General features: G+C 39.7%; 16 protein-coding genes and 1 pseudogene. 8 read left to right on the plus strand and 9 right to left on the minus strand.

Annotated elements, in window-relative coordinates; genetic code table 11:
- Nucleotides 1-47: 47 nt before the first annotated feature.
- On the minus strand, nt 48-6,695 hold the full coding sequence (locus FSC11_RS08610) for a BapA/Bap/LapF family large adhesin (protein WP_163166361.1): 6,648 nt from the start codon (nt 6,693-6,695) through the stop codon (nt 48-50).
- 485 nt (nt 6,696-7,180) lie between these two features.
- On the opposite strand from FSC11_RS08610, the gene FSC11_RS08615 reads away from it, so the two are divergent.
- From FSC11_RS08615 to FSC11_RS08625, 3 genes are all read left to right on the plus strand, one after another.
- Nucleotides 7,181-8,050, plus strand: coding sequence for an SDR family oxidoreductase (locus FSC11_RS08615; RefSeq protein WP_004812568.1), 870 nt, complete (start codon nt 7,181-7,183; stop codon nt 8,048-8,050).
- Nucleotides 8,051-8,272: 222 nt separating this feature from the next.
- Nucleotides 8,273-8,449 carry a hypothetical protein gene (locus FSC11_RS08620; protein WP_163166362.1) on the plus strand — a complete coding sequence of 59 codons (177 nt, stop codon included), beginning with the start codon at nt 8,273-8,275 and terminating at the stop codon, nt 8,447-8,449.
- A 189-nt stretch (nt 8,450-8,638) separates the two neighbouring features.
- Nucleotides 8,639-9,316, plus strand: a complete 678-nt coding sequence (locus FSC11_RS08625) for a type 1 glutamine amidotransferase domain-containing protein (RefSeq protein ID WP_163166364.1) — start codon at nt 8,639-8,641, stop codon at nt 9,314-9,316.
- A 111-nt stretch (nt 9,317-9,427) separates the two neighbouring features.
- On the opposite strand, the gene yfcF is transcribed toward FSC11_RS08625, so the two are convergent.
- A complete protein-coding gene (gene yfcF, locus FSC11_RS08630; protein WP_163166366.1) occupies nt 9,428-10,093 on the minus strand; it encodes a glutathione transferase in 666 nt (221 codons plus the stop codon).
- 233 nt (nt 10,094-10,326) lie between these two features.
- Between yfcF and FSC11_RS08635 the strand changes: the two genes are divergently transcribed.
- Nucleotides 10,327-11,043: a glutamine amidotransferase gene (locus FSC11_RS08635; protein ID WP_163166368.1), complete on the plus strand. Its 717-nt coding sequence runs from the start codon at nt 10,327-10,329 to the stop codon at nt 11,041-11,043.
- Nucleotides 11,044-11,174: 131 nt separating this feature from the next.
- Here FSC11_RS08635 and FSC11_RS08640 read toward each other — a convergent pair whose 3' ends face one another.
- From FSC11_RS08640 to tkt, 4 genes are all read right to left on the minus strand, one after another.
- Nucleotides 11,175-11,762, minus strand: a complete 588-nt coding sequence (locus tag FSC11_RS08640; protein ID WP_004894301.1) for a YceI family protein — start codon at nt 11,760-11,762, stop codon at nt 11,175-11,177.
- Between the two features lie 126 nt (nt 11,763-11,888).
- Nucleotides 11,889-12,344, minus strand: coding sequence for a GNAT family N-acetyltransferase (locus FSC11_RS08645; protein ID WP_163166370.1), 456 nt, complete (start codon nt 12,342-12,344; stop codon nt 11,889-11,891).
- Nucleotides 12,345-12,520: 176 nt separating this feature from the next.
- Complete coding sequence (locus FSC11_RS08650) at nt 12,521-12,736, minus strand: hypothetical protein (RefSeq protein ID WP_004812556.1); 216 nt, start codon at nt 12,734-12,736, stop codon at nt 12,521-12,523.
- 132 nt (nt 12,737-12,868) lie between these two features.
- Nucleotides 12,869-14,857, minus strand: a complete 1,989-nt coding sequence (gene tkt / locus FSC11_RS08655) for a transketolase (RefSeq protein WP_004894294.1) — start codon at nt 14,855-14,857, stop codon at nt 12,869-12,871.
- A gap of 856 nt (nt 14,858-15,713) precedes the next feature.
- Between tkt and metK the strand changes: the two genes are divergently transcribed.
- From metK to FSC11_RS08670, 3 genes and pseudogenes are all read left to right on the plus strand, one after another.
- Nucleotides 15,714-16,880, plus strand: coding sequence for a methionine adenosyltransferase (gene metK, locus FSC11_RS08660; RefSeq protein ID WP_004812553.1), 1,167 nt, complete (start codon nt 15,714-15,716; stop codon nt 16,878-16,880).
- Nucleotides 16,881-17,048: 168 nt separating this feature from the next.
- Nucleotides 17,049-17,393 (plus strand): hypothetical protein, encoded by a 345-nt coding sequence (locus tag FSC11_RS08665; protein ID WP_004894290.1) that lies wholly within the window; start codon nt 17,049-17,051, stop codon nt 17,391-17,393.
- Between the two features lie 654 nt (nt 17,394-18,047).
- Nucleotides 18,048-19,260: pseudogene (locus FSC11_RS08670) on the plus strand (YeeE/YedE family protein).
- A gap of 66 nt (nt 19,261-19,326) precedes the next feature.
- On the opposite strand, the gene FSC11_RS08675 reads toward FSC11_RS08670, so the two are convergent.
- From FSC11_RS08675 to FSC11_RS08685, 3 genes are all read right to left on the minus strand, one after another.
- Nucleotides 19,327-19,836 (minus strand): hypothetical protein, encoded by a 510-nt coding sequence (locus FSC11_RS08675; protein ID WP_163166372.1) that lies wholly within the window; start codon nt 19,834-19,836, stop codon nt 19,327-19,329.
- Between the two features lie 66 nt (nt 19,837-19,902).
- Nucleotides 19,903-20,682: a TIGR03915 family putative DNA repair protein gene (locus FSC11_RS08680; RefSeq protein ID WP_163166374.1), complete on the minus strand. Its 780-nt coding sequence runs from the start codon at nt 20,680-20,682 to the stop codon at nt 19,903-19,905.
- Nucleotides 20,682-21,941 carry a putative DNA modification/repair radical SAM protein gene (locus FSC11_RS08685; RefSeq protein WP_163166376.1) on the minus strand — a complete coding sequence of 420 codons (1,260 nt, stop codon included), beginning with the start codon at nt 21,939-21,941 and terminating at the stop codon, nt 20,682-20,684. Before FSC11_RS08685 ends, FSC11_RS08680 begins: the two co-directional genes overlap by 1 nt.
- Before the next feature lie 205 nt (nt 21,942-22,146).
- On the opposite strand from FSC11_RS08685, the gene FSC11_RS08690 reads away from it, so the two are divergent.
- Nucleotides 22,147-23,193, plus strand: coding sequence for an NAD(P)H-dependent flavin oxidoreductase (locus FSC11_RS08690; protein ID WP_163166378.1), 1,047 nt, complete (start codon nt 22,147-22,149; stop codon nt 23,191-23,193).
- The last annotated feature ends 8 nt before the right edge of the window (nt 23,194-23,201 follow it).

The following is a 23,201-nucleotide window of genomic DNA, read 5'->3' on the forward strand; positions in this document are numbered from 1 at the left end:
GACAGTTCATCAGGAGAAAGCGATTCCACTTTCTCCTAATCGATGAATTAACCAATAAGTTGTTGATTTGCGATTAATTGATTGAGTAAATCCAGCTGGGCTTGCTGTGTATCAACAGTTTGATTCTCTAGTATCAATAGATCGGTTTTTTGGAACTCATCTGCCTTACCATCACGGTCAATTTGAACGATAGCTTTACCATCTGCAGTTTTTCCGATCGAGACAAATTCTTTCAGATCATCACCTTGCTCATAACCTACTAACAAGGAACTTACATCGATTTTGTCGGCATTTTCATCTGTTAATGATGTTGTTAAGTGGAAGTCAGTCCAAGTATCTATGCCGTTACCACCATTATTATGAGACAAATCTAAAACATCAAAAATTACAGTGTCAGAGCCTGAGCTTAAAGTATATATATCATTAGAAGCTGAACTTTCAACTAGATTATTAAATTCATTCCCTTGAATAACTTTAGCAACACTAAATTCTATCGCTGCTTTATCAGACTCGCCTGTTGGAGAAATAATTTCATAGTCGAAATACTCTCTACCACCACCAAGACCGTTTGGCGTGAATACGTAACTACCATCTGATTTTACTACAAGATCACCATAACTACCGTAAACTGTGATTTCTTGAACTTCATTAGAACCTAAATAAAGATATTTATTTCCAAATTTCACGATAGCTTGATCTTTTAGACCAAGCGCGAATTTATCGTTAGAAAGGAAATTACCTATAACCTGGCCAGCTAGATAATCGGCATCTTTGCCAGTAGAGGTCCATGAATCATGGTAGTTATATGTTTGAGAGAAATTGAAACCATAATCCATTCCTGTACCATTATGGCCATCGATGGAATATTTCACTGTATAAGTACCAGATTTTAAATTCTCCCAAGTATGTGAGAGCGTATCTTTTTGCACATCTTTAAGTGAAATTGTATCTCCTACTTTAGAATACGTAACCTCTCCAGTTTGGGCATTTTTAACAATTTTATATAGCTCAAAATGCAAACCTGTCTTGTAAAGACCTTTAATATCCAAATCAACATTTAATGAGAATGTTAAATCTGTCGTCATATATGGCGTATTTACAATCTCAATAACTTTTGATTCCTTGTCCTTAATTTCATCCCATATTGGTAAACGGAGTCCTGTCTTTTCATCAATAATGACTTGTTCGACTTTATTCACCATTGGTGCAGCAATATCAATTTCCTTTTTTTCTGAATCAAATTGCTTATCTTGATTTGCATCAACAGTAGATAATTTGACATTTAGGATTGAAGATACAACTTCACCATTCGCTTCTTTATACGAATAGCTAAATGTATCGATCATGCCAAACTGCGGTATTTGATAAGTAGCATCGACGAAATACTCATAAGTACCATCTGCATGGTACGTTAATGTTCCATATGTGCCCTTCACTACAGTCGATTCCAGACTTTCGACTTTTTTTCCATTTAAAGTATAGATTTTTCCATCAACTGGAATATCTAACTGACCTGAAACCTCACCTTTATATACGATTGGATTATTATAATCTTCTATAGTAATCTCTTTAACTTCCAAAGTCGTACCGCCAAGAGCACCAATTCCCGCAGTGCTCTTTAACAATGCTACATACTCCCCTTCAGGGAAATCAAGATTGATCGGATCTCCGATATGAATACCGCCTAAAGGAATAAGTACCGTGACAGGAAGAATCACATAGTTTGGTTTAGAGTAGAATAATTCAAGCTGGCCATTATCAAGTTTCTTATAAACTTGGAAATCAAATATACTCGCGACTGAAACAGCCTCATATGCACTTGCATGGAACTTAATATTTGCCAACTCACCCGCTTTGACGCTAATGTCAATACTATTATCCGATGAGATCACACCTGCATCTACAACATCACCCAGTGAAATTTCAGCAACACTAAATGCTGTGGCATCAATTTTACCCTTGGTTATCGTATTGAGATTGAGATCTTTAAGCTCAGATTCTTTAACCAAAGTCTCAACTGTTGGCTCAATCTCTAATAATGCAACTACAGTTGATAAGTCATTCTCTGTATTTGAGAAGTCTAAAGTAATTTTAAGTTGTGCATTATCAGATTGGCCAGAAATTGGGTCATAAATCGTATATGTAAATTCTTCTACATCACCATAGTTAAAGTTTTTACTGTTAAAGGCTTCATAACTATAAGTACCATCTGCTGAAATGGTTAACTGGCCATATTTACCTTGAACTGTCACTGCATCAGTGATTTGATCAGTTTTAACTGATACCACAACGCCTTTAGCATCTATCACCTGCGTAATAAATGAACTCTCAATATTTGGCCCTACATCCTGTCCTTTTGCTTGTAAATCAATGTCATTAATTAAGTTACCTTTAGCAATACCTGAAACAGAGATTGGGTTAGCATAGTTCAACACTTTATTCTGTGTTGCTTCAAGCGTATAGCCATATAGTGCATTTACACCGCTTGTAGGCTCTAAAACTGCATAATATTGGCCCTCTTCAAACGTATACGTAACAGGTTGTTTAGAAGCACCACCTAAGAGTGCTACGCCAAACCAGTTCTCTTTTAACTCGACTAATTCCAATTTATTCGTTTTTTCATTTAATTTATAAACATACAAATTGTAATTAGTGAGAACCTGAACACCTCCAGATTTTCCGTTAAAAGTAATGACCTGTTCCGTTAACGGATCAACTTTAAACTGCAGTGAATTTTTAGGTGTTAAAGCCCCAAGATCAAGTACACTGCCTAAACCAATATAGGCAACGTTCACTGTTGTTTTAGAATAGTGCTCTTGAAGTTCATCCTTCGTCATGAATTTTTCAGAAGGAGCTACATTTAGATTTAGATCAACATTATTGTCTATAGCAAGTAACTCTTGAGTTGCCTTTGAAAGATTGATTGTTAATGTTTCAGAACCAACGTTATTAACAGTATATTTAAAGGTCTCAATCAAGCCAGAATTTGCAAACTCTGGACTAACTGTATATTCATATTCTCCATTTGGCTGAATAATCAATTTACCGTATTTACCATTAATTACTGTAGAACCATTAATTACTGTAGAACCATTAATTACTGTAGAACCATTAACTTCCGTTACTACAGATTCACTATCTTCATTTGATGATGACTTATCTGTTGTAACCTCAACTTCTTTCACGACAATATTATCTAAAGCATCATTTTTAATAACGTTGCCTACCACCTTATAGAAGCTTGTTGAAGGACTTACAGTGACTGTCGTTTCTTGTAGAACGCTGACTAAGTTATTCACAAGATTACCGACAACAATATCAATTGCTTCGTCAAGGGCTGACACAAGTGGTTTCAGTAAAGATGTACCAATTACTTTATCGACTAATGCTGATATCGGGAATGTGATGAGATTAACTGTATTTAAAATAGCAGTTAAATAATCAATTAAAGTTGCACCTGCTACCGAGTCTTTACCTAAAATCAGTTTCAATTCTTTAATTAAGGCATCTTGATTATCTTTACCTAGTAAATACCCCCCCTGACCCAAATTAGCCAACTCGATATCACTGATCAATTTTTTCAGTTCACTCTGGTCTGCATATGTTGCGATTCGATACTGACCTGGCTCCAAACCACTAAATGTGACAGAAGCGCTATTGTTATCAATCGCTCCTAACGCATATTGAGTTCCTAATGATGCAACAACACCATTTTGACCCATTGGTGCAGAAATGATATTAACCCACTCACCTGTTTCAACATTCTTTTGCTGTAAAACAACGCCATATGCCTTTGCAACAGATAATAATGAACTAGTATCTAAACTTACCTTAACTGAATGATTACCTGCATATTCATCAGCTTCAAAGTTAAATACTGTTCCTGCCTTAATCTCATTTTGCGTGCTATTCGTCACATTGAATAAATTAAGAAAATCACGTCCTGAAGCAACTAAAGTGTCTTGATTAACAGATGTTGGCACACCTGAAATATTATTAAAATCAGACACCAATCCACTCAATAACGAGTCATTAGATAAAATACCAGTATTAAATTCTGAACTACCATTGCCAGCATCATCTTGAATCGCATTTTTATCTTTCAAGTCTTTATCTACATAAGAAACCTGAACTTTATCGGATTGATAAATCGGCTTCACAGTTGTGATAACAACTTGCTGATCAACGATTTCAACCCCTTGAATCTCAACAACCTCATCCGTATTTTTGATAATCACAAAGGAGTCGAATGTAGGAGGATTATCGTTATCAAGCAATTCATCAAATTCTAGAACGATCTTTCCATCCTCATTAATATAACTATTCGTATATTTAGGAGCTTTTAAATCTATAGCATATGGAGCATTTGCTGTTTTATTCGATTCATTACCCGCTTTATCTTTGAATGTTACTTCAGCAACAACCTCACCCGCCACATCTCCAAATGACGAACCTGATAATACCGCAGTCCACGTACCTGATTGTGCATCTATAATCGCATTAACTGTTTCATTACCCACTGTAACTTGAATTATAGTTTCAATGCTATCAGCAGGAATTGAATTTAATTTACCAACAATCGTAACTTTATCTTGAGATTCTGCAATATTCACAATGCCATCTTGTGCAACAGTTTCGATTGTGAAGATCACGCCGTCCAACGCTGGTGGGATGATATCAGATTCAAATCCACCATTGGCTTTATCCAAGACTTTCTCTGAACCCGGGTTACCCGCAAGATCAGTATAAGAGCCTTCTTTAAGTATAAGACTTGGTTGATCTGTACCTTCTTGTACAAATTCTAAAGTCCATACCGTTTTGTCTGTTGCAGATTGTTGAAGGTTATTAACACTACCACCTACTGCGACAAAATCATTAATGTCGAGGCCTTTAACTTCTTCACTAAATTTAATGGTAATGGTTACTTTTTCACCCTCAGCTAAAAGCGTATCCGATGCTGTGATACTCTCAATTTTCGGTGCAGTTGTATCTACCTGGTAGTTCGCAATAGTTGAGATTGTTGAACTATTACCGGCAGCATTTTTTAAAGTAGCTTCAGCAAAAATCTGAATGCCTTTTAAGAAGTGCTCACCCGCAATATTTGCTGTCCATTCACCAGTCTCTAAGTTAACAATTTGTGCTTCAACAACTTGACCACCTACTGTAACTTTAATTGCTGTAAGCGTACTGTCTGATGGAATTAAGCTTAACTTACCAACAATAGGAACATTTAAAGACGTTGATTCTACGGCATTGACAATACCGTCAGTAGCAATACTTACAATGTTGAAAATTACATCACCTAATGCTGGTGGTGTGATGTCCGATTCAAATCCACCATTGGCTTTATCCAAGACTTTCTCTGAACCCGGGTTGCCTGCAAGGTCTGTATACGACCCTTCCTTTAGTTTAAGACTTGGTTGATCTGTACCTGCCTGTTTAAAGCTTAAAGTCCAGACTGTTTTATCATCTGCAGACCGTTGAAGACCTGAAATCAAGCCACCTTTCGCTTCGAAGTCAGAAAGTTCAAGGCCCTTAATCTCTTCATTAAAGGTAATCGTAATTGTGACAACTTCATCTTTAGCCAGAACTTTATCTGCAGGCTCAATACTTTTAACTTCAGGCTTACTTAGGTCTACTTCATAATTTGAAGCTGTACTCTTGGTGGAAGTATTACCCGCTTGATCCTTAAAGGTTACTGTCGCATTAACTTCACCAGCTACATTACCAAATGATGCCCCTTGAAGTTGTGCCGACCAAATACCATTTTTAAAATCAAAAATAATGGCATCAACAGTCTCTTCACCTACCGTAACTTGAATCTTAGTTGCGATGCTATCTTTAGGTATCGAGGTCAATTGACCAATTACAATAACTTTGTCGTTTGATTCCTCAATATTAATTACACCATCTTGCGCAATTCTATCAATTTTAAGGATCACATCATCTACTATCGGCGGGGTGAGATCTATAATCGCTGACTCTGTAACACTGTCAGAAACATTGCCTGCTTTATCTTTAATTTCTACAGTAACATCAAATTTACCTTCAGTTTTTCCCTCTAAAGGTACATTAACTACAATTTTACCTGCTTCAACATCTTCTTGTGTAAGTGCATGCTCTTCACCATTTACGATCACTTTATCCTGATCTGTTAAGCCTGTAGGTAAGTCTATAGTGACTTCAACCTTATCATCTTGAACTTCTTCTTTATTGATAAATGAATCACCATTACCGATGATAACATCCTGAGGCTTTTTCACTTTTGTTACTGCTTCTGATGATCCGCCACCCCCACTACCTCCTGCCGCACCCGCAATTAGACCAATTCCACCAAGCGCTAAACCAACAAATGGCCAAACACTTACAAATGAACTTTCTGACTGCCCATATAATAATGGTTCAATCTTATCTATAGGGTTATAAGTAACTGTTTTAAAATCAAATAAAAACAATTCTGCTTGCTCATTTCTAAAAACTAGCGAGCTTTCTTCTATATTAAAATTATCAACTGCTATTTTTTCACCGTTCTTTAAAGTGATTACTGCCTGATTATTTAAATATTCAATCTTTTCTATATCTTCAACTTTTACATCTATTAAGACAATGGAGCTATCAGTTAATTTAATTTTATGTAAATAATTTTTTATTAAACTATTACTACCATTTTCTTTTGCAATAACTTGAACCTGCATAGGAGCCCCTAAAAAAACCAACCAAAATAATCAGAATTAATTAAACGTTTATTTTGTTTATTTTTCAAGTATTTAATTTTTCCAAAATTATCTTACAAATTAAATTAATAATCCCAATTGATTTAACTTAACAACATGAAATCATTATGATTTTATCCATTCCAATTTTACTAAATTATAAAAATTAATAATTATTATCTTTTATTTATATAAAGATCTTTATTTTAATAAAATAATAGACTTAAGTCTAAATCCATTTATTATCTTAAGATAATCTTAAAATTTAATTCAATATAGTAAATTAAACATTAAAATATTTAATTTACCTTAAATATATTTATGTAAATCTTCAAATGTAAACCTAATTCAACAAATGCAATCTCCTGCATAGATTCTGTTATGAAATGTCAGGTCTTAGCCTATTTCTGGAAAATCTCCCTAATATATTTTTCTGTCATTACACTAAACAATGGACCTGAAAATATATGAATAATTATCCTGAAACCCCAAATTCAACCGAAACACAAGACCATCAGCCTGGTGTTCAGACTGCAATGAACCCAGAGCCAGAGATCATTAAACCTCACTATAAAGGTAGCGAGAAATTAAAAGGCAAAGTTGCTCTCATTACCGGTGGAGATAGTGGGATTGGCCGTTCGGTATCTGTCCTGTTTGCCCGTGAAGGAGCGGATATCGCGATTTGCTATCTGGACGAAGATCAGGATGCAAAAGATACAAAGAAAATGGTTGAAGCAGAAGGACAGCGCTGTCTACTGATCAAATGTGACTTGCAGCAACCAGAAGAAATTCAAGATCTGGTGAAACAGACTATTCAGGAATTCAAGACAATTAATATTCTGGTAAATAATGCAGGAGTACAATATCCGCAGAAAAGTATTACCGATATCTCTCCTGAACAGCTATATAAAACTTTTAACACCAATATTCTGAGTATGTTTCATTTAACTCAGGCGGTTCTCCCCCATATGCAGGCAGGTGACAGTATTATTAATACTACCAGTATTACCAGCTATCACGGACACGATGAACTGATCGACTACTCCAGCACTAAGGGTGCAATTACCACGTTTACCCGTAGTCTTTCGACCAATTTGCTGAAAAACAAGACAGGTATTCGTGTTAACGGGGTTGCACCCGGCCCGATCTGGACCCCACTTATTCCAAGTAGTTTTGACGAAGAAACCTTAAAAGAGTTTGGTAAACAGACACCGATGGGCCGTATGGGACAGCCAAGTGAAGTCGCTCCAGCCTATTTATTTCTGGCTAGTGAAGAAGCCAGCTATATCTCGGGTCAGGTGATCCACGTAAATGGTGGCAGCATTGTTAATGGCTAAATAAAAGCTTTAGGATAATGGCTCTAGGGTCATTATCCTTTTCAAACTTAAGATTTTAAAATTGACTTCATCTTTAGACCTAAAAATAAGACAGATATAAATGTTCCCGTCATTTAATGACCTATAAAACAATTCAAACAAATCCTGACAGAAGCTTACTTTGCCTAAATCAAGTCCTTGTTATAGTCATTCCCATATTAGACCGCATGTGAGGAGCAGACTATGTCTAGAGGTGATAAATCTGCCTATACGGAAAAACAGAAACGGCAAGCTAAACATATTGAAGAAAGTGAGAAAGAACAAGGACGTTCTGAAAAAGAGGCTGAACGTATTGCTTGGTCTACAGTCAATAAACAGGATGGTGGCGGAAAGAAAAAGAAAAGTTCTGATCAATCGTAATGATGTTTTCTAAAACATTTCATATATGTAGGTGTTTAAAACGTTTGTTTTAAGGATTACCACAAAATATCAAATCCAAGTTGTTTTAAATTTAAGTTTCCAGTTTAACGATGGCAATTTTTCTCCTATCCATCTATCCAATAATTTTACTTATTAAATTTTAAATCTGACATAATCTTAGGTAAACATATGAAAATTTTGATTGTTCTGACCTCCCATGATCAACTTGGTGACACAGGCGAAAAAACCGGTTTCTGGCTAGAGGAACTGGCTGCCCCATATTATCGATTCATTGATGCGGGAGCCGAAATCACTTTAGCCTCCCCCCAAGGTGGTCACCCGCCGCTTGATCCTAAAAGCAGTGCTGAAGATGCCCAAACTGAAGCAACCAGACGTTTTGAAGCAGATGAAACTGCCATGCGTGCTTTAGCTAATACCCATAAATTAAGCGAAGTAAATGCAGATGAGTTTGATGCCGTATTCTATCCAGGTGGGCATGGTCCGTTATGGGATTTAGCCAATGACTACACTTCAATCCATTTAATTGAAGAAACCTTGCAATCCAATAAGCCTGTCGCACTGGTCTGTCATGCGCCAGGAGTACTGAAAAAGGTAAAAGATAGTGAAGGCCACTCAATTGTGTCAGGCAAATCAGTAACTGGTTTTAGTAATACCGAAGAAGAGGGAGTCGGCCTGACCAATATTGTTCCATTCCTGGTCGAAGATATGCTGAAGGAAAATGGCGGTCACTATTCCAAAGCTGATGATTGGCAAGTTCATGTGCAGCAGGATGGCTTACTGATTACCGGACAAAATCCAGCATCATCTGCAGCAACGGCGGATGCCCTGTTAGATTTATTAAAATAATATCCTGAAGATGCCCATGAATAAATAACTCCTGATTTCTGCTCAATTCAGGAGTTATTTAAACAATTAAATCATGACTTAAATCCATCAACCCTGAAAGCCTTTCTCAACTCACGGTACATCAAATGGTGATGGATCCCATGTACCTCGTTCAAGTTCTCTTAATTTAAACCAGACATGCACAGATTCGCGCTGAAAATTCCGCATGACATAGCTATAAAGTCTTTCAGAAATAGGAACTTTAAAACTCAATAATCGATGTAGCATGAAGGCTAAATCAAAATCTGCAATACTCCATTGTGAACTTAACCATTGATCAACAATCAAAGCCTCACTTACTCTGGTTAACCGATCAATTTCTACCTGAGTATGCCGGTCTGGAACATAAGGTTCTGGTAATGGCTGAAAGATACCCGTGGAAGGCATATTTTGACATATCAGACTAAAATCAGATTTAAGCAATGCCTGAACCGCCCGACATTTAGCACGCGCCCGAATATCTGCCGGATAAAGAGCCGGATAGTCAGGTGCTGGAAAAAGCTCATCCAGAAATTCAGTAATTGCCATGGATTCAAAAATTGACCAGCCATCCACAGATAAGCAGGGAATTTTTCCAGTTTTACAGATTCTTAGATAGGTATCTGATTTATTTTCATCCTTATCCAGATCGATTTTAATCTCTTTAAAATCGACATGTTTTTCTCTAAGGGCCACAAAAACCGACATGGCATAGGGACTTAATCTTTTACGATCAATATAAAGGCTTAGATTTTGCATAGCATGGCTCCCCTAATGGAGTTGTTATCAGTATATAAAACTATGGGATTGCATACGGTCATCAAGTTCCAAGTTATACCCAAACTGAAGTGAACAATAGCGGAGTATCTTTACAGAGTTTAAGCAATTGCAACCAATCCACTGCTAAATGGAGGAGCTCATTGAGCTGCATTCAGCTTTCCAAGTCATATGATTCACGTTAAATTAAATCATTTCTTTGATCAGTCACCATCATGCTTAATTTTGACGAATTTCCAGACACGGTCTATGCCATCCAGCATCTTGCCTTTGAAGACCTTGGCACGTGGGAAGATACTTTCTATCAGCTCGGCCTACGCGTACGTTATTTTGAAGCAGGGGTCGATGACCTGACCCAGGCATTTGAACATACAGGTCTGACGGTGATTTTAGGTGGTCCAATCGGCGTTTATGAAACTGAAGACTATCCTTTCTTACAACAGGAAATAGACTTACTGAAAGTTCGTTTGCAGCAAAATTTGCCGACTTTAGGAATTTGTTTAGGTGCACAGCTTATTGCGCATGTATTAGGAGCAAAAGTGTATGCAGGTCATAGCAAAGAGATTGGTTGGTCCAAGCTTAGCCTTACATCTGTAGAGAATAATCCACTAAAAAATCTGGAAAATCTTGAAGTATTACATTGGCATGGTGATACGTTCGACCTGCCCACAGAGGCTGAGCTTCTGGCAAGTTCTGCGGTCTATCCAAATCAGGCTTTCCGGATTGGCAGCAATATTCTGGCACTGCAATTTCATGCTGAAGTGGAAGCTGAGCGTCTGGAGAAATGGCTGATTGGCCATACCTGTGAGCTGCGTCACGCGAATATCGACATTGCAGCCTTACGTGCCGACAATCAGCAATATGCTGCTGCTTTAGAAGCTGTATCGGTATCCATCCTTCAAAAATTTCTCAAGCACATTCAAACCAGCTAATTTTTATTCTTCAAATTAAGTGGATGATAAAAGCATATTCTTTCAGATTAGCTATCTACTAATTTCTAGCAAAGCTTAATTTTCATCCATAAAAAAGCACCCTACAGGGTGCTTTTTAAATTTGTCTTTTCTTATTTTTTCGCAGCGGGTACAGATGCTTCAGTGGTAATGTTTACAGTAATTTTATCACCGACATTTGGCACATAAGCGCCAACATTGAAAGCTGAACGGTTAAATGACGTGGTCGCATTGAAGCCAATTGTTTGCAGTTTTGTCATTGGATGAACGGCCTGTTTATTTAATACTGCATCCAGCACAACTGGCTTGGTTACACCTTTTATAGTCAAATCACCGGTGATTTTATATTTGTTTTTACCTAAAGCCTGAACCTTGGTACTTTTAAACGTGATGTTTGGATATTTCTCTACATCAAAGAATTCTGCTTTTTGAATATGCTCATCCAGTGCTTTAACATTGGTATTAATACTCGATACCGGAATAGTTACATTTACTGATGAGTTAGCAGGCTTTTCATTATCAACCGTAATCGTGCCCTGAATATCACTAAAGTTCGCAGATGGTGTCGAAAAACCAAAGTGACTCCAGCTAAATACAGTCGCGGTATGGCCTGGATCAATGGTATACGCAACCGGCTTCGCCATAGAAAATGTTGCTACTGAAGCCAAAGTCAGGCCCAAAGCCAATGTCTTGAATTTCATATCATAACCCTCTGTTTTGAATAGGTTCTAATCTAGCTTAATTAGAATTATTTGCACCGCTAAAGATAGAACGATTTGTTGCATGCATGGAACGGTAAAATTGTAAGCATGATGACTTTGTCGATATTAAGTCATCTTATATTGAATAAAACCGGTTTTCTTGGCAACCTGATCATAGAGCTGCTGTGCTTGTCGATTGCTCTCATGAGTTAACCAATACACTCGATCACATCCACGCTGTTTGGCATCTATATATACTTTCTCAATCAAGGCTCGTGCCACACCCCGCCCTCGAAAATCAATATGCGTATAAAGATCTTGCAAATAGGCATACGGCGTTAAAGTCCAGCAGCTGTCATGTTGAATAACATGTACAATGCCAACGACCTGCTGATTCAGAATCGCTGCGAATCCATACATATTGCCGAATGCAAGATTAGTAAGCCTTTGCCAGGTATGCTGATTTACCTCTTCACTGAGCTGAGTCTGATAAAAATTCTGGTAATCCAACCATAATGGTAGCCACTCCTGCTGTGTAATATTTTCTAGAGACTCAATTTGAATCTGGTCTTGTATCATCATTTTTATACGATTCTTCTATTTCAAATAGATTCAATTAGCTTAGGCTATTTTGATGATTAAGATAAGATATGTTTTTATTTTACTCACGCCAATTTTTTAAAATATATCTATGACTCATACAGATGATTATTTTTGTACAAAAAAAGCCCCATGTGGGGCTATTTAAGTCTTCAATTTTAAAGCTTTTCCACCAAAATACGGTCAATCTGCTTTAAACCAGAATGTTTTTCATGGTTCTTACGACGTACTTTAATGATTTTTTCAGCCGCCAGATCCTGAAGTAACAGCTCAACTGCCATCATTGCTTCAAGAGGCAGATCCTGCCCGATCCATTTCTGTTCGCCTGCATCCATTAAAGTAATTTCATCGTTAATTTGTTCATACAAGCTCATGTTCATCTCACTCTTTCATTTCGACTATGGGAGAACTTTTTAGCGGTTGCCACATGAAAACAACACTAAAAAGTGAAAAACAAAAGACGCCCCAAAACTGGGGCGTCCTTTAAAAACTGTTTAATCAGTTGATTAAGCAGTAATCTCTTTTACAGCTGCTACAACTGCTTCAGTGGTAATACCGAAGAACTGGAACAGATCTTTCGCAGGTGCAGATTCACCATAAGTGGTCATACCAATCACACGACCGTCAAGACCTACAAATTTCCACCAGTAATCCACATGTGCAGCTTCCACCGCTACACGTGCGCGAATCGCTGCAGGTAGAACTGCTTCACGGTAAGCAGCATCTTGCTTCATGAATTCTTCAGCACATGGCATAGAGACGACACGTACACCTTCAAGTTGTGCATACGCTTCCATTGCCAGAGATACTTCTGAACCCGTTGCAATAATGATCGCTTTCAATTCGCCTTTTTCTTCAGCCAGTACATAACCACCTTTCGCAGCGTTCTCGATTTGTGCTTGAGTACGGGTCTGGAATGGCAAGTTTTGACGAGAGAAGATTAATGCCGTTGGGCCTTCTGAACGCATTAAAGCTGATTTCCAGGAAATCGCTGCTTCAACGGTGTCACATGGACGCCATGTATTCAGGTTTGGTGTACCACGTAAAGATGCGATTTGTTCAACCGGTTGGTGCGTTGGGCCATCTTCACCCAGACCGATTGAGTCATGCGTATAAACATGAATTACGCGCTGTTTCATCAGAGCAGACATACGCACTGCATTACGTGCATATTCCATAAACATCAGGAATGTTGCTACATACGGAATGAAACCACCGTGTAGTGCTACACCATTGGCAATTGCAGTCATACCAAACTCACGTACGCCATAGTGTACGTAGTTACCTGCCGGATTGTCCTGTACGCCTTGCGCACCTTTCCATAAAGTCAGGTTAGAGCCTGCAAGGTCAGCAGAACCGCCAAGCACTTCAGGCAAAGAAGGCACAAGTGCTTGCAACGTATTTTGGCTTGCTTTACGTGTCGCAATCGTTTCTTCTTTTGCATTTACTTCAGCAATGTAAGCATCTGCTTTTGCAACAAAGTCAGCTGGAAGATCACCAGAAATACGGCGTTTTAATTCAGCTGCTTCAGTTGGGTATTTTGCTGCATAAGCGGCAAAAGTTTCATTCCAGGCTGCTTCAGCTTGTGAACCTTTTTCTTTGGCATCCCATGCTGCATAAACTTCAGCAGGAATAACAAATGCTTCGTCTGACCAGCCAAGCGCTTCACGAGTCAATACGATTTCATCATTACCTAAAGGTGCACCATGACAGTCTTCTTTACCCTGTTTGTTTGGTGAACCTAAACCAATCACTGTTTTACACATGATGATAGTTGGTTTGTTCGCTTCAGCTTTCGCTTCTACAGTCGCTTGACGGATTGCATCTGCATCATGACCATCAACTTTGATGACCTGCCAGCCATAAGATTTGAAACGTTGCTCTGTATCGTCAGAGAACCAGCCTTCAACTTCGCCATCAATCGAGATGCCATTGTCGTCATAGTAAGCGATCAGCTTGCCTAGACCCAAAGTACCCGCTAATGAACATGCTTCGTGAGAAACACCTTCCATCAAGCAGCCATCGCCCAGGAAGCAGTAAGTAAAGTGATCAACAACTTGAATATCGTCTTTGTTGAATTGCGCAGCAAGCGTTTTTTCAGCCAGTGCAAAACCTACGGCATTGGCAATACCCTGGCCTAATGGACCAGTAGTGGTTTCAATACCAGGTGCATAGCCCAATTCCGGATGACCTGGAGTTTTAGAATGCAATTGACGGAATGATTTCAAATCTTCGATTGAAAGATCATAGCCCGTTAAATGAAGAAGTGCATATTGCAGCATTGAGCCGTGACCGTTCGACAATACAAAACGGTCGCGGTTCGCCCAATTCGGGTTAGTTGGGTTATGGCTTAAAAATTCGCGCCAAACCACATCAGCGATGTCTGCCATCCCCATTGGAGCACCTGGATGTCCTGAGTTTGCTTTTTGCACAGCATCCATTGCCAATACACGAATTGCGTTTGCAACACGACGTTCATTAAGCGGGGTTGTCATAAATCAGTGTCCAAATAATTCAGAAATAGAAAATGATGAAAAGACTTTCAAAACTGCTGCATATTGTCTTAAAAAAACAGCGAGGGGTAAAGACCAGCCTACAATATTTATCACTTTATTGTTGTTTAGATTGGTCAACGTACATTTAATCTACACTTTTAAGTACAGGCATCGATTAATACTCAATTTTCATCACAATAAAAACCCTAATTTTCTTATGTTTTACAAGCGAGTTCCCTTCTATCAAATTTTTATTATTCTCTTAAAAAGGTCAGCCACTTAAATATACATATATGACTTTTATTGATTCAAATTATTTCCCTCATGGGCAGGACTAAAAATAAACTAAAGCTCGCTGCTGTATTTTACCTTTTGCCCTCTTCTTCATTTTCAGTAAATAAGGCCTAGTCTTTAGGTTTACATCCAATGAAGTTTTATAAATTTTAGATCAAAGTCTTGATGCAATTCTTCTATATATTATATGCCGATCAGATTAATAAAGTTTTTAGCTCATTAACCTTAGCTTAAATCATCACGATTGATGGAGTTGTTTGCGACAGTAAAATGCATTTTCAAACAATAAGATTGCTGCTTTTTTGGAAAAATTAATCTAAGGCATAAGAGGCCTAGCTCTGCAGCTACAAAAAATGACCAAAAAAAGCTGCCATATTTTTATTGAGCAAAACATAAGCAAAAGCCACTGATATAAGCGGTATATCAGTTTTTCAAATACTAATATTCAAATAAAAACAAATTAAATTGAAACAATTTCAGCCAATTTTACCGTTCAAACCTAGTCCTTCGACGCAACACGATGTAACATATCGGGTCTTTAAATTTAACTGTGATAGGACTTATGCGCGAGTACGCTGTATTTACCTCGGAATCTGTAAGCGAAGGCCATCCAGATAAAATGGCTGACCAAATCAGTGATGCCATTTTGGATGCAATCTTAAAAGAAGACCCATATGCGCGGGTTGCTTGTGAAACGCTTGTAAAAACGGGTGCGGTTGTACTTGCCGGTGAAATCACAACAACTGCAAACGTCGACTTTGAAGCGATCGTACGTCAAACCGTAAATGGCATTGGTTATCATCATTCTGATCTTGGCTTTGATGGTTCAACCTGTGCCGTGATCAACATGATCGGTAAACAATCCCCTGAAATTGCCCAGGGTGTAGACCGTCAAAAGCCAGAAGATCAAGGTGCCGGTGACCAGGGCCTGATGTTTGGTTATGCCAGCCGTGAAACTGACGTATTAATGCCTGCGCCAATTTCTTATGCACACCGCCTAATGGAAAAGCAGGCTGAATTACGTCGTAATGGCTCATTGCCATGGTTACGCCCAGATGCGAAAAGCCAGGTAACTTTCGCTTATGAAAATGGCATGCCGGTACGTTTAGATGCAGTGGTCCTTTCAACTCAACATGATCCTGAAATTTCACAAGCGAACCTAAAAGAAGCTGTGATTGAAGAAATCGTGAAGAAAATCATTCCAGCTGAAATGTTCCATGCAGAAACCAAATTCCACATCAACCCGACCGGTATGTTCGTAATCGGTGGTCCTGTAGGTGACTGTGGTCTGACTGGCCGTAAAATTATTGTAGATACTTACGGTGGTATGGCGCGTCATGGTGGTGGTGCATTCTCTGGTAAAGATCCATCGAAAGTTGACCGTTCTGCTGCTTATGCAGGTCGTTATGTAGCGAAAAATATCGTTGCTGCTGGACTTGCTGATAAATGTGAAATTCAGGTGTCTTATGCAATTGGTGTGGCTGAGCCAACTTCTATTTCAATCAATACCTTTAATACCGGTAAAGTATCTGACGAGTTGATCGTTCAATTGGTTCGTGAGCACTTCGATCTGCGTCCATATGGTATTACCCGTATGCTAAACCTGATCCAGCCAATGTATAAGCAAACAGCAGCTTATGGTCACTTCGGTCGTGAAGGTTCAGATACTGCATTTACCTGGGAAAAAACAGATAAGGTTGAAGCATTACGTGCTTCTGCTGGTCTGTAATTTTTCTTGCTTAAAAAGCCTGCCTTCGAGCAGGCTTTTTTGTTTTCAATAGTTTATAAAATGGTTGACAACATTTACACGAACGCCACATTTTGTAGCATTCTGAAGCACGTGATTCCGATAATATTTTTATATCAGTGATCTATGACAACAAAAGGATATAACACAATGAATAAACTTCTTATTGCTTTAGGTTTGGCGACAACTGTGGCACTTGTAGGCTGTAGCAAGGAAAAACAACCTGAAACTGGCGCAAGTACAGGTGAGCACCTGGAGAATGCTGCGGAACAGGCAGGTCATGATATGGAAGATGCGAGCCGCGAAGCTGCAGCTGAAACCGACCAAGCTCTGGATAATGCAGCGGCAAATACGGCGGAAGCAACAGATAGAGCAGCTGCAAGTGCTGAAGCTGCAGCCCAACGTGCTAAAGAAGCAGCCAAAGATGCAACAGCCTCTGTTGCAGGTTCAGTTGAAGAAGGCGCAGCAAAAGTACGCCAAGAAGCTGAAAATTAATTCTGGTTAATTAATTCTTTTTCAAGGCTCCAGTGCCTTAAAAAGCCTGCATTTTGCAGGCTTTTTTATTCTCTCATCTATCTTTTCAGATTTGATACCTGGAAAAGTGAATCCTGCAGCCGGACTCAGCCAATTGATCTGGATTTATATTATGTGTGATTACTCAAGAACTGGCGTGAATTTGCAATATAGCTGGACTATTATGCATTGAAGCCCCGGGCTATGCTTAGGATAAGATTAGTATTCATGTCAATATTTTCGCTAAGTCTTTAGAGGCTAGCAGATCAGCTCCCCTTGTCTTTTCTCTAAGAACATTATTTCCCACGTCTTAAATCTTGCTCAGGCTTAAGCAACTGATCTCAGCTGCCGCAATAATTGTAGGTATGTTTTCACTGACAATTTTAGACGCGATTACCAGCTTATTTTACCAAGACGTCAAAGCTAAGTGCCAGTTAATATATTCCCTTTGTTCGTATCGCTGCCATGTTGTTCCTTTACTGGAATATCTCGCTCTTTCACATCAATCTGATTTAATATAAATTAAATTGATATGAAGAATCAGATATTGGAATGTAAATTCTAGGTTTTGGACTCGCTTTGAAAAAACAGGCCTGTAAAATGACACACTTTATTTTTTGATATTTTATCTCTCCTATGTCAGTGATTGCTGCATCCTCAAACCGCTCTAATATATCAGTTTGGGTATCATTTATTTTACTTGCTTTAGGTACAGTCGGTGCCTATCAAATCGTAGGGCTGAATCAGGCGCTTTTATTCCTGGTCGGTGGTGCCTTGGGCATGACCCTGTACCATGCCTCTTTTGGTTTCACTTCTAGCTGGCGTGTGTTTATCAAGGAACGTCGCGGTCGTGGGTTACGCGCGCAAATGATTATGCTCGCTCTGGCAGTATTGCTTTTCTTTCCCGCCCTTGGTGCTGGTGAGCTGTTCGGTAATCCTGTCAAAGGTAATGTTAATCCCGTTTCCATGTCAGTCATGATTGGTGCCTTTATTTTCGGTATTGGTATGCAGCTCGGTGGCGGCTGTGCATCAGGTACGCTCTATACCGTTGGTGGTGGTAGTGCGCGTATGCTGGTAACTCTGTTCTTCTTCTGTGCAGGTTCGCTGATTGCAACGTCTCATCTCGACTGGTGGTTTAATCTGCCACATCTGGCACCAATTTCGATTGTGAAAAGCTTCGGGGTAGTGCCTGCACTGTTACTCAGCTTTCTAGTATTTGCAGTTATTGCCGCTGCGACTGTGTTTCTCGAAAAGAAACGCCATGGCAGTCTGGAAGCTGAACCACAAAGCCAGTATCAAGGTTGGAAACGCTTTCTTCGTGGTCCATGGCCATTGATCTGGGGCGGTATCATTTTAACCCTGCTTAACTTTGCGACTTTGGCACTGGCTGGACGTCCATGGGGGGGTAACTTCTGCCCTTGCCGTTTGGGCAGCGAAATCGGCAAGTTTCGTAGGTGTAGATGCTGCTTCTTGGGCATATTGGCAGCAACCAGGCAATGCTAAAGCATTATCAGAATCACTATGGTTTGACATCACGTCGATGATGAACTTTGGCATCATGCTTGGCGCCCTGCTTGCTGCAAGTCTGGCAGGTAAATTTGCACCGAATTTCAATATTCCAAAACGTTCATTACTGGCAGCTGTCATTGGTGGCTTGATGCTTGGCTACGGCGCACGTTTGGCTTATGGCTGTAACATTGGCGCATACTTCAGTGGTATTGCTTCAGGCAGTGTACATGGTTGGTTATGGCTGGTATTTGCCTTTGTGGGGAATGGTATTGGGGTAAAACTCCGTCCGATTTTCTTCCCGGGCGAAAAACCTCAGCCAGAAAAACTAACCGGCTGTTAATACTCCAACATAAAAGAAGCCCATCTGATGATGGGCTTCTTTTATGCACTGAATAATTTTAAAAATTTATAGTGCCACTTTTAGATTACAACCATAGTTCATGGTTTGTTGTACCTGACGATAGCTGGTATAGCGATCCAGAATAAAGGTATAGAACTGATCAGCCGTTGAGAAATTCGCTTTAAGATCTTCTTTTTCTGTATTTGGCAGCTGAATATCATTCACTAAATTAAGATTGTAATGCCCCAGTCGATACATCTCGGCAAAATAGCCATTCATCATATCGCAATAGGCCATTTTACTGGACTTAAGTGCTGTGCTTGCGACCAGATGCTGATTCAAGGTTCTCAGGTTATTTACATCTAAAGGGAACTGATGCGCAAAGGCAATACTTTCGACTTTCTTAAACTGGCTAAAGTCAGTTGCCAGTTTTTGATTGAGGGTATCAAAGCGTTGCTGTAATTCCTGAGCATTTTTAACCTGATACTGAGCGGGGTCGACCTCAACCTTTTCGGGTTCTTGCGAACATGCAGTCAACGTCAAGCCTAGCGCCAATGTACTCAGCCATACCTTCATAAACACATCACTCAATCAAAAAACAATAACGTTCTGATTATGCCTGAAAATGCTAAAGCATGTGTTTCAAAGTGCTTTTTCATTCATATATCGCCAATAGCGTTTAGGCACATATTGAATATGCAGCTTCATATTCTTACGTGCCTGAATATTCACACTATGAAAATAGTCTTTCCAAAGCTGGTCATAGAGTAATTCCTCATCATCCAGTTCAACGCTGAAAGACTGACTATGTCCAAGCCGGACTTGTGGATCTATCTGTACGGCATTCATTTCTACCTGATGTAATTTTTTTAAATCATAGTAGATACCATATTTGCGCTGTTCATCATAAATCAGCCAGGTCTGATCCTGGTAACGTTCCTTGAAGTGTTTGCTAATAATCGGTAGCACATTAAAATCTGGCTTGATCAAACTTAAGAACAAACCATCCTGACATTTTTTGAAACGCACAAAAGCTTCCATCCGGTGCTTTTCACGTCCCACCTGTTTTGCCCATTGTGACATGCCCAATACCGCAGCATGACCATAGTCTTGATCCACTGGCCGCTGACTCTGAAAAACATATACTGCAAAGTCAAACAGGACCTGGAAAGCCTGTTCTTGCTCCGCCAAAAAGGTATAGTAAAAAGCCCTCAAGCTGCCTGAACCAACTTTCTGTTTTAAGCCTTGCCAGACACGCTGGCCATGCGCATCATTGGACGCCACATGAATAAAATCATCAAACAGACCATTTTGTGCATGCGGATTGGCAGTAATTCTGACCTCAAATTCACGAAATTCAAAAGCACGAAATACGCAGCTCAATAGTCCTGTCATTGTGCCATCAAAATAGTAACAGGCCATCAGAACCCTAATCCCAGTTGAGGTGAAAGTTGCTGCTGATATTTTGAATAACCCGACTGCAATATCTGCTGCCGAATCTGTTGTGATTGCTGTTCTTTTTTAAATTTTGGTGTATCGGCGCAGTGGATAAAATGCTGCGCACGGTTATAAGCTACCCCCATACGTTTCAGCTGATCAATATGAATCTGACCAAAACGGCGCGCCTGAACGATTTTTTTGGCTGAACGCACTCCGATTCCCGGTACTCGCAGAATCATTTTATATTCGGCTCGGTTAATATCGACTGGAAAGGCTTCCGGATGACGTAATGCCCAGCTGAGCTTCGGATCAATATCCAGTTCCAGATTCGGATGCTGATCATCGACAATTTCTTCAGCATCAAAACCATAAAAACGCATTAACCAGTCAGATTGATACAGCCGGTTTTCACGTAATAATGGTGGCGCTGAACCCACGGCCGGTAGTGCTTTTTCTTCAGCATTAATCGGGATATAACCGGAAAAATACACACGCTTTAGCTTAAATTCCTTGTAATGCCGATCCGCCATCAAAATGACATCACGATCCGTTTCACTATGCGCCCCAACCACCATTTGTGTAGTCTGGCCTGCCGGTACAAATTTGGGTACAGCCTTGATAATTTTACTTTCGTCTTTAATCTGAATCAGACGATCACGCACAATGCCCAGATCTTTTTGTACTTCAGCATGAGTTTTCTCTGGGGCAAATTTTCGTAATCCATCTTCTGTGGGCATTTCCAGATTGATACTCATCCGGTCCACATACAGACCTGCTTCAGTAATAATTTCCTGCGAAGCTCCCGGAATGGTCTTAAGGTGAATATAACCATTAAAGTTTTCTTCCAGCCGCAGTTTCTTGACTACCTGCAGCATACGCTCCATGGTGTAATCGGCAGACTTAAAGATACCTGAACTCAAGAACAGCCCTTCAATATAATTACGACGATAGAAGTTCATGGTCAGATCAACCACTTCCTGCACGGTAAAAGCGGCCCGTTTTACATCATTGGAACGGCGTGAAACGCAATACGAGCAGTCATAAATACAGACATTGGAAAACAGGATTTTTAGCAAGGAAACACAACGGCCATCTTCAGTATAGCTATGACAGATCCCGTTGCCGGTATTGCCTAGACCTTTATCTTTATTCTTTCGATTACTGCCGCTAGATGAACAGGACACATCATATTTGGCAGCATCAGCGAGAATCTGTAGTTTTTCACGTATACGATCAGACATGAGTTCAGGAAAATTTAACTAAAACAGCATTATAAAACTGCAGAATTTCACCTACTATGCAATCGATCAGTACAGCGACAATGAGTGTCGCCGCAAATGTAATGCTTATGTAACTATAGTCGAATATTTCAAAATAAAATAACCAATATGATTTGCTTAATTTTTAAGGCGAAGGCACAGTAAGGTGATAACAAGGAGCAAAGCCATGTCTTTATTGGAAAAATTAGGCATTAAACACCCAATTCTGTTAGCACCCATGGCCGGTGTCTCCACACCTGAGCTGGCCGCTGAAGTCTCTAATCAATGTGCTTTGGGTTCATTAGGATTAGGTGCCAGTAGCGTACAGTCTGCGCGTGAACAGATTCTTAAAACTCAGGAGCTAACCGATCAGCCTTTTCAAGTCAATTTTTTCTGCCATAAAACTGAAAACTTAGATGACACTGTCGCTCAAGCCTGGATTGATCAGTTCAAGGATAAATTTGCCCAGTTTGGTATAGAACCACCCAAAACCTTGAAATGCATTTATCCAAGCTTTAGGGACAATGATGATTTCCTGAATCTGGTTCTGGAAACACGTCCAAAAGCGGTGAGTTTTCACTTCGGTATTCCGCATTCGCATCAGGTTCAAGCACTTAAAGAGGCTGGAATTATCACCATGGTTTCTGCGACCAATCTGGCTGAAGCACGTGCGATCGAGGCTGCTGGCATTGATGTGGTGATTGCTCAAGGTATTGAAGCAGGTGGGCACCGTGGAATTTTCAGCACCAAATTTGATGCCTCAGTCAAAACTTCGAATTTAATCAAGCTGATTAAACAGTATTGCTCCTTGCCTATTGTAGCCGCTGGGGGCATTATGGACGGCTATCAGGCACGACAGATGCTGGAGTTTGGTGCTGAAGCCGTTCAGCTGGGAACGGCATTTGTACAGTGCAAAACCTCTAATGCCAATGAAGCCTATCGTAAAGCCTTGTTATCTAAACCATTGACTCAAGTGACTGCAAGCATTTCTGGTCGTCCTGCGCGTGGCATTATCAATCATTGGCATACTGATATCGACACCCCGGATCGTCTAGATGTACCAGCCTATCCATATACTTATGACCTGGCCAAGCAATTACATGCAGCAGCCGTTCAACATGGCGATCATGGCTATGGTGCTTTCTGGGCTGGCTCAAACGCCGCACAAACACGCGAAATGGAAGCTTCGGACCTGGTTAACCAGCTGGTTCTGGAGATTAAACATCGAGAATAAGCAGTTTT

The organism is Acinetobacter schindleri (genome assembly GCF_010918895.1).
In the GTDB taxonomy this organism is placed as follows: Bacteria; Pseudomonadota; Gammaproteobacteria; order Pseudomonadales; family Moraxellaceae; genus Acinetobacter; species Acinetobacter schindleri.

What these genes read in the sequence shown, in the direction of transcription:
- FSC11_RS08610 (WP_163166361.1), bottom strand. Translation starts at nt 6,695, where the DNA reads ATGCAGGTTCAAGTTATTGCAAAAGAAAATGGTAGTAATAGTTTAATA.
- FSC11_RS08615 (WP_004812568.1), top strand. Translation starts at nt 7,181, where the DNA reads ATGAATAATTATCCTGAAACCCCAAATTCAACCGAAACACAAGACCAT.
- FSC11_RS08620 (WP_163166362.1), top strand. Translation starts at nt 8,273, where the DNA reads ATGTCTAGAGGTGATAAATCTGCCTATACGGAAAAACAGAAACGGCAA.
- FSC11_RS08625 (WP_163166364.1), top strand. Translation starts at nt 8,639, where the DNA reads ATGAAAATTTTGATTGTTCTGACCTCCCATGATCAACTTGGTGACACA.
- yfcF (WP_163166366.1), bottom strand. Translation starts at nt 10,093, where the DNA reads ATGCAAAATCTAAGCCTTTATATTGATCGTAAAAGATTAAGTCCCTAT.
- FSC11_RS08635 (WP_163166368.1), top strand. Translation starts at nt 10,327, where the DNA reads ATGCTTAATTTTGACGAATTTCCAGACACGGTCTATGCCATCCAGCAT.
- FSC11_RS08640 (WP_004894301.1), bottom strand. Translation starts at nt 11,762, where the DNA reads ATGAAATTCAAGACATTGGCTTTGGGCCTGACTTTGGCTTCAGTAGCA.
- FSC11_RS08645 (WP_163166370.1), bottom strand. Translation starts at nt 12,344, where the DNA reads ATGATGATACAAGACCAGATTCAAATTGAGTCTCTAGAAAATATTACA.
- FSC11_RS08650 (WP_004812556.1), bottom strand. Translation starts at nt 12,736, where the DNA reads ATGAGCTTGTATGAACAAATTAACGATGAAATTACTTTAATGGATGCA.
- tkt (WP_004894294.1), bottom strand. Translation starts at nt 14,857, where the DNA reads ATGACAACCCCGCTTAATGAACGTCGTGTTGCAAACGCAATTCGTGTA.
- metK (WP_004812553.1), top strand. Translation starts at nt 15,714, where the DNA reads ATGCGCGAGTACGCTGTATTTACCTCGGAATCTGTAAGCGAAGGCCAT.
- FSC11_RS08665 (WP_004894290.1), top strand. Translation starts at nt 17,049, where the DNA reads ATGAATAAACTTCTTATTGCTTTAGGTTTGGCGACAACTGTGGCACTT.
- FSC11_RS08675 (WP_163166372.1), bottom strand. Translation starts at nt 19,836, where the DNA reads ATGAAGGTATGGCTGAGTACATTGGCGCTAGGCTTGACGTTGACTGCA.
- FSC11_RS08680 (WP_163166374.1), bottom strand. Translation starts at nt 20,682, where the DNA reads ATGGCCTGTTACTATTTTGATGGCACAATGACAGGACTATTGAGCTGC.
- FSC11_RS08685 (WP_163166376.1), bottom strand. Translation starts at nt 21,941, where the DNA reads ATGTCTGATCGTATACGTGAAAAACTACAGATTCTCGCTGATGCTGCC.
- FSC11_RS08690 (WP_163166378.1), top strand. Translation starts at nt 22,147, where the DNA reads ATGTCTTTATTGGAAAAATTAGGCATTAAACACCCAATTCTGTTAGCA.